Origin of the sequence: Vibrio sp. 10N.222.48.A3, assembly GCF_041475345.1 — a bacterium.
Taxonomy (GTDB): Bacteria; Pseudomonadota; Gammaproteobacteria; order Enterobacterales; family Vibrionaceae; genus Vibrio; species Vibrio tasmaniensis_A.
On sequence record NZ_JBFRVX010000520.1, the window covers coordinates 1 to 7,275 of the forward strand.

Consider the following 7,275-nt stretch of genomic DNA (forward strand, 5'->3'; position numbering starts at 1 on the left):
GAAGTCACTTTTCAGATTTTGCTGAATCCTTTCAGCTTTTATACTGAATCGATTCAGCATATAATTCAACTAATCCAGGGATCAGATCATTCGTTATATGATCCTACGCACAAAATACAGGTCACTCATATGACACTTGATGAAATCGCTAAGTTGGCTGGAGTATCGAAAACCACAGCCAGTTATGTCATCAACGGCAAGGCGCAGAAATACAGAATCAGTGAAAAGACTCAACAGAAAGTCATGGCGGTTGTAGAAGAGTATAATTACCGTCCAGACCACGCCGCTTCGTCGTTGCGCGCTGGTAATAGCCGTTCATTTGGTTTGATTATTCCGGATCTGGAAAACAGCAGTTACGCGCGTTTGGCAAAATTGATAGAGCAGAATTCACGCAAAGTGGGCTACCAGATATTGATTGGTTGTTCTGATGATGATGCTGAAACAGAACGAAAAGTGGCTGAAGCTTTGGTAAGTCGTCGTATTGATGCCTTGCTGGTTGCGAGCTCAATGCCAGACGCCAACGAGTTCTACTTAAAGTTGCAAAACTCAGGAACGCCTGTGATCGCAATTGACCGTCCGTTAGATGATGAGCACTTTGCTTGCGTACTCAGTGAAGATTTCGAAGCCGCATTTGAACTGACGCATTCGATTCTCGATGACAATATTCATAGTGTTGGTTTGATAGGCGCACTTCCTGATCTAAATATCTCACGCGAACGTCACCTAGGTTTTGAAGCTGCGAATAAAGCACATACTCAACAAACAGGGCTCGCAGAAAACAAGCCGATGGTTGTGGGTTATGGTGAGCACTTTGATAGGGAATCTGGGCGAGAGGTTTTTGAGGGTTGGATTGCAAAAGGCACGGTTCCTGATGCGATTGTGACTATGTCTTACACCTTGTTAGAGGGTGTGTTGGATGTAATGGTTGAAAAACCAGAGCTGATTAATCAAGTAAAACTGGCAACCTTTGGTGATAACCGACTGCTCGACTTCTTGCCTTTTAAAGTCCATTCACTGCCGCAGCAGTTTGAAGTAATTGCCGACAGCGCTTTTGCTTTGGCGTTAAATGCATCCGCTAAGCGTTACCAAGCGGGTATTGAACTCGTGCCGAGAAGTTTAGTGAGACGAGGCTAATTCCAGTTAGTTTAAACAAGCTAGGTTAGACTTGGACACTTAGCTCGAACTTGGAGTTAACTCGAACCAAGCAATAAGCCCAACTCTACAATGGCAACAATGCCGAGCAACAAAGCCAACACTTTCCAAAACTGGATTGGGTTTCGGTTTATCAAAGGTTGCTTGGCTTTGCTTTTCACCAAGCTTTGGTTTGGTGTGTAAAGGTCTGCCACAAAATCCCCCAACACTTGATGACGTTCGCTTGGTGATTCGGCACAGGCTTTTTGTAACACCAAATCCACCCAGCTTGGTAAGTCCGCTCGTTTTTGTGTGATGGGTTGGTATTCCCATTGATGGTGGCGAGATTGCTTAAGCGATTGTGCGGTCATTTCAGAGTAGGGCAATTCACCGGTTAGCATCTCATAGCCGATCACAGCGATAGAGAACAGATCAGAGCTGGTGGTCGCGCTGTTATGTTTGATGGTCTCTGGCGCTATGTAATTGACCGCACCTAGTGGAGTGTCGTCTTTGTCTGCGAGCTCTCCCTCTTCAAGTCCTCTGACTAATACAGCGCCAAGGTCGATGATTTTTATCTCACCATCATGTTGAAGCATAATGTTCTCGGGCTTTAAGTCTCGGTGCACCATGTCTGCGCGTTGTAATACTCGAATACCTTGTGTGATTTTTTCTAGTATGTCGCGTACTTCATTGAGTGACGGTTTTGGATTGTCGTACATCCATTGTCTTAGCGTGATGCCTTCTACCCATTCGCAGATTTGATATAAGAATTGCGAGTTCTCTGGCGTAGGGTAGACCTTCATTACTTTCTTATTGTTTAGCAAGATCCCCGCCCATTGTTCATTAAAGAAAGCTCTCAGTTGCGAAGGGCTATCATGATATTGGACGGAAGGGACTTTCAGCACGAACTCGGTTTGTGTCTCTTTCTGCATCACACGATACACATGGCTTCTAGAGCCTGCATACAACACCTCAAGCACCATAAAGTTGTCGATACTTTGCCCGAGCTTTAACGCGGGTGGGATGGCGCGTTTAGCCAGTTTCTCATGGAATTCAATCAGCGAAGGTTTAGGTAGGTGACTGACTTGCACAATCAAGCAGCTCACGTTGTCTGAACTGTTGTGGCTTAAAGCGGTGTTACAGATCGTTTGTGCGGCGTATTCGAAATCCACTTCAGGTCTATCGATGTGTTCTTTGAAAGTATTGGGAGCAACAAATTCATGCACGCCGTCAGAGGTCAGGATAAAGCAGTCCCCTTTCTTGATAGGCAGGGTTTGGTAGTCAACGTTGAGTTGATTATCCATCCCTAAAGCTCGCGTTAGGTAATGCTTCTGCCCCATATTTTTACGGGTGTGGTCGCGGGTAAGCTGGCGTAATTCTCCATCTCTTAGTAAGTAAATGCGACTGTCGCCAACGTGGAATATATGTGCGGTGTTCGATTTGAGTATCACGCTGCTGAACGTCGAAACGAGGGCGTTGTGGTTCACTTGTTGTGCAGGATGAATGTTAGAAACAGACGTGTTGAAGAGCCAAGAATTGAGTGAGGTTAAGACTTTCTGTGCTGAACGCTGAATACTCCAGCTATTTGGAGTGGCGTAATAGTCGTCGATAAATTGCATCACGCTGGTGTGACTGGCTTTCTGGCCGTGTTCACTGCAACTTGCCCCGTCTGCTATGCAGACGACACTGCCTTTCAACTCTTGCTCAGTACGAGTTTTGGGGTGCTTTACAATGATGGCGTCTTGGTTTTCATCACGTATGCCTTTATTCGAATAACCGCCAAACTTAAGCGTTAATTGGTTGTTTGATTCCGGCGTGACGACTTGCCCTTGGCTGAATGAAATTGTCATAACTGGTCTTCTTCTTAACTGGCCGTCTTCTCATTTGCTTGAGAGCACATCTGAGAAAGAACAAAAGCTCTAGCGAATGCAGAGCCTTTGAACGTAGTACCAAAGTGGTGAAACACACCTTGGTACTACTCCCGATTCAATGAGTGGTTAGCTCGATACGTTAATCAAGGTCACGCTACCGTCGTCATTCACTTCAGCAATTTGGCCGTTAGGCTCTTCCATGAACATCAGAGTAACGAAGCCTAGTACTGCTGTTCCTGCAATCACCAAGAAGAAGGTTTGGTAACTTACGAATGAAAGCACAGTTAGGTAAACCACCGCACCCACGTTACCGTAAGCACCTGTCATACCAGCAATCTGACCTGTCATACGACGCTTGATTAGAGGAACTGTTGCAAACACCGCACCTTCACCGGCTTGTACGAAGAAAGAACACGCCATTGCAGCGACAACCGCTAGCCATACAGGCCATGTGCTGTCGACTTGACCCATTGCAAAGTAACCCACAGCAAGACCAATCGTTAGAATAAGCAGTGTTGGTTTACGACCGAATTTATCTGAAATCCAACCACCACCTGGGCGAGACATTAGGTTCATAAAGGCATAAGCCGATGCAACCATACCTGCAAGAACTGGTGTTAATTCAAAGGTGTCAGAGAAGAACAGTGGCAGCATAGAAACAACAGCCAGTTCAGAACCAAATGTCGCGAAGTACAATACGTTAAGTACCGCAACTTGCTTGAATTTGTACTGGTGAATCTCTGGTACTTCTTCTTTAAATACGTTCTTGTTTACTTTCCAAACTTGCGACACTTCGTACACGTAAAGTGCGGCTAAACCTGCATACACAGAGTAAACCGCCATGTCAGATAACATGTTGATGTTGCTTGGTGATAGCTTCCAAGTCAGTAGCGCTAAAGCGGCATACATTGGGATCTTCATAATAAGTAGGAAGAAAAAGTCACCCTTTGATGTCACTTCCATCGCTGTTACTTGAGCTGGTTTGAAGTAAGTAGAACCTTTTGGTGTATCCGTTACGTTTTTGTAGAACACAAACGAGAACGCTAAGCTCATTACGCCAGTAATACCAACCGCATAACGCCAGCCGTCTTCACCACCAAACGCTAGAGCGAGAGTTGGAAGGGTAAACGCTGCTGCTGCTGAACCGAAGTTACCCCAACCGCCGTAAATACCTTCAGCCGTACCCAATTCATTGTGTGGGAACCATTCAGACACAAGGCGAATACCAACGACGAAGCCAGCACCAATGAAGCCTAATAGGAAACGAGCAATCGCCGCTTGAATGAAAGAGTCTGCCATAGCAAACATAAAACAAGGGATTGAACAGACAGCGAGTAGCGAAGAGTAGACCAATCTTGGGCCGTATCTGTCGGTTAACATACCAATGGCGACACGCGCCGGAATGGTCAATGCAACGTTGAGAATAAGCAGTGTTTTGATCTCTTCAGTAGAAAGACCAAGCGACGTTTTTACCATTTGCAGTAGTGGGGCAAAGTTGAACCACACAACAAAGGTGATAAAAAAGGCCATCCAACTTAGGTGTAAGGTTTTCATCTTACCCGTAAATGAAAGCAGCGAAAATTTTGTGTTATCCATGGTTTAAATCCTTTAAATCTGGAAAATTACCCGGCTTTAGCTCGTGCGTTACTTCCGAAATTCGAACGCATTCATGTGGCTAAACCCTGTGCCGAAATTGCTCACGCTGATAAAGCGTTTACATGATGGTGTCGGCGTTTAGTTAACTGGCGATAGCAAGCGGTGCGAGAACCTGAACCTGTTCTCCTTGCTTGCGAACTTCAAATTTCACGAGCTTGAGATCGGGTTGTTCAAGGCACGCGCCAGTTTCTAAGTGGTAATGCTGCTTGTATAAGGGTGAGGCTACGTAAGGCTCACCGCTTAATGAACCAATGATACCACGTGACATCACATTCGCCTTACCAACAGGATCGTAATTAGAGAGCCCATAAAGCGTGTCACTTCGCTTGCAGTAAAAAATAGCCACTTGGTTATCGTCTACTTTGGCGCAAATACCACCGTTTGGGGTTAGGTCCCGGGTGTTGCATACGGTTGTCCAATTTTCCATGATTTTCTCCTAGTCAAAACATAAAACTAATAATCAATTTAATTAGCGTGATAGCCGACAGCAGTTTTCTTGGGCTGCGCCGCTGTCGACTATCGATATTGGGTTTAGTTGTTACTGATTCACTCACACGTCAATGAGGCTTACGAAACCTCAGTCACTTCGATTTGGTCTGCGTTGGCTAGCTTTTCATCGCGTTGTGAATCAACAGAAGAGCTCAAACTTGGCTTTGGAAAGCGTTGCTCTCGTTCTTTGATGAATGACAGGCTAGTGTCCATTTCTTCGCTGTTGATGTAGTGCTGGAAACGCTTCATTTTTCCAGGGTTTTCGATGGTGGTTTTCCATTCACACTGGTATTTTTCGATGTTGAGAGCGATGTCAGCTTCAAGTTCTTCAGCAACATTGAGCTTGTCTTCAATCACGACTTGCTTGAGGTATTCGATGCCGCCTTCAAGGTTTTCCATCCATACCGACGTACGCTGTAGGCGATCCGCGGTACGTGTGTAAAACATCAGAATGCGGTCGATGTATTGCAGCAGTGTGGTTTCATCAAGGTCGGTAGCGAAAAGGTCACCATGGCGAGGGCGCATACCGCCGTTACCACAGATGTAGAGGTTCCAACCTTTGTCGGTGGCGATAATGCCAAAATCTTTTGATTGGGCTTCTGCACATTCACGAGTACAGCCAGAAACCGCAAACTTGATCTTGTGGGGTGAGCGCAAGCCTTTGTAGCGGTTCTCTAGTCGAATCGCTAAGCCAACACTGTCGTCGACACCGTATCGGCACCAAGTGCTGCCCACACACGATTTCACGGTACGTACCGATTTACCGTAGGCATGGCCAGTTTCAAAACCAGCATCGATTAGCTTTTTCCAGATGATTGGCAGTTCGTTAAGTTGAGCGCCAAACAAGTCGACACGCTGACCACCGGTGATCTTGGTGTAAAGGTCGAATTCTTTAGCGACTTCGCCAAGCACGATTAGTCTATCGGGTGTGATTTCACCGCCAGCAATACGCGGAACCACAGAGTAGGTGCCGTCTTTTTGCATGTTACCGAGGTAGATGTCGTTGGTGTCTTGCAGTTCTATGTGTTGATCTTCAAGGATGTAATCGTTCCAGTACGAAGCCAGAATCGAACCGACAGCCGGTTTACACACAGTACAGCCCAATCCGTTTCCGTGAGAATCTAACAGCTCATCGAAGGTCTTGATTTTGTTGACGCGGATGATGTCAGTTAGCTCTTGGCGAGAATACGCAAAGTGCTCACAGATATCGTTAGAGACTTCCACACCTAGGTTACTTAGCTCGCTATCGAGAACCTGTTTAGCAAGGGCAGAACAACCGCCACAACCTGTTGAAGCATTCGTGGTTTCTTTCAATGCAGCCATCGTGGTGCAACCCGCTGAAACCGCGTCTTTAATGTCGCCTTTGGTCACATCGAAACATGAACAAATCACAGCGCTATCCGGCAGAGCTTCAACACCCATTGCCGAACCTGAATCATCGGCCACGTTAGGTAAAATCAATACCGATGGGTTTTCAGGAAGGGGCATATCGTTTTGTTTGATTTGCAGTAGCGAACCGTAAGCTTCTGCATCACCGACCAATACTGCACCGACAATCTTTGTACCGTCTGCCGAGATGATCAGGCGCTTATAAACTTGTTCAATTTCATCGTTATAGGTATACGACTGAGCTCCTTCCGTCTTGCCATGTACTTCACCAATACTGGCCACATCGACGCCAAGCAGTTTGAGCTTGGTGCTCATGTCGGCACCAGTAAATGCAGCATCGTCAGTGCCGCCGGAGACAATATGCGAAGCCGCGACTTTCGCCATGGAGTAACCGGGTGCGACTAAGCCGAAGATCTTGTTGTCCCAAAGCGCACATTCACCAATCGCATACACGTTGTCGATGTTAGTTTGGCAGTGATCATTAATCACGATGCCGCCACGTTCACCAATGGCGATATCAGAGCTGCGAGCTAGGGCATCTTGAGGGCGAATACCTGCAGAGAACACGATCATATCGGTTTCAAGGTGGGTGCCGTCTGCAAAGTTCATTCTGTAGCGAGCGCTTTCACCCGCGACTATCTCAGAGGTTGCTTTCTCGGTATGAACTTGTACGCCAAGGTCTTCAATTTTTCTGCGCAGTAGGGCACCGCCACCGTCATCTAACTGTACGGCCATCAGG

The 7,275-nt window shown here is 46.5% G+C and carries 5 protein-coding genes; 1 reads left to right on the forward strand and 4 read right to left on the reverse strand.

The window, feature by feature from the left end:
* Positions 1–129: 129 nt before the first annotated feature.
* Positions 130–1,134 (forward strand): catabolite repressor/activator, encoded by a 1,005-nt coding sequence (gene cra / locus AB4653_RS15105; protein ID WP_009844886.1) that lies wholly within the window; start codon positions 130–132, stop codon positions 1,132–1,134.
* Between the two features lie 56 nt (positions 1,135–1,190).
* Here the strand turns inward: cra and AB4653_RS15110 are convergent, their stop codons facing one another.
* The 4 genes from AB4653_RS15110 to nirB form a co-directional block, all read right to left on the reverse strand.
* Positions 1,191–2,981, reverse strand: a complete 1,791-nt coding sequence (locus AB4653_RS15110) for a bifunctional protein-serine/threonine kinase/phosphatase (protein ID WP_009844887.1) — start codon at positions 2,979–2,981, stop codon at positions 1,191–1,193.
* A 147-nt stretch (positions 2,982–3,128) separates the two neighbouring features.
* Positions 3,129–4,598: a NarK family nitrate/nitrite MFS transporter gene (locus AB4653_RS15115; protein WP_009844888.1), complete on the reverse strand. Its 1,470-nt coding sequence runs from the start codon at positions 4,596–4,598 to the stop codon at positions 3,129–3,131.
* A gap of 142 nt (positions 4,599–4,740) precedes the next feature.
* Entirely contained in the window at positions 4,741–5,085 is a 345-nt protein-coding gene (gene nirD / locus AB4653_RS15120) for a nitrite reductase small subunit NirD (RefSeq protein WP_004730303.1), read from the reverse strand.
* Positions 5,086–5,225: 140 nt separating this feature from the next.
* Positions 5,226–7,275: nitrite reductase large subunit NirB (gene nirB / locus AB4653_RS15125; RefSeq protein ID WP_372104629.1), on the reverse strand; the 2,050-nt coding region annotated here is incomplete at its 5' end.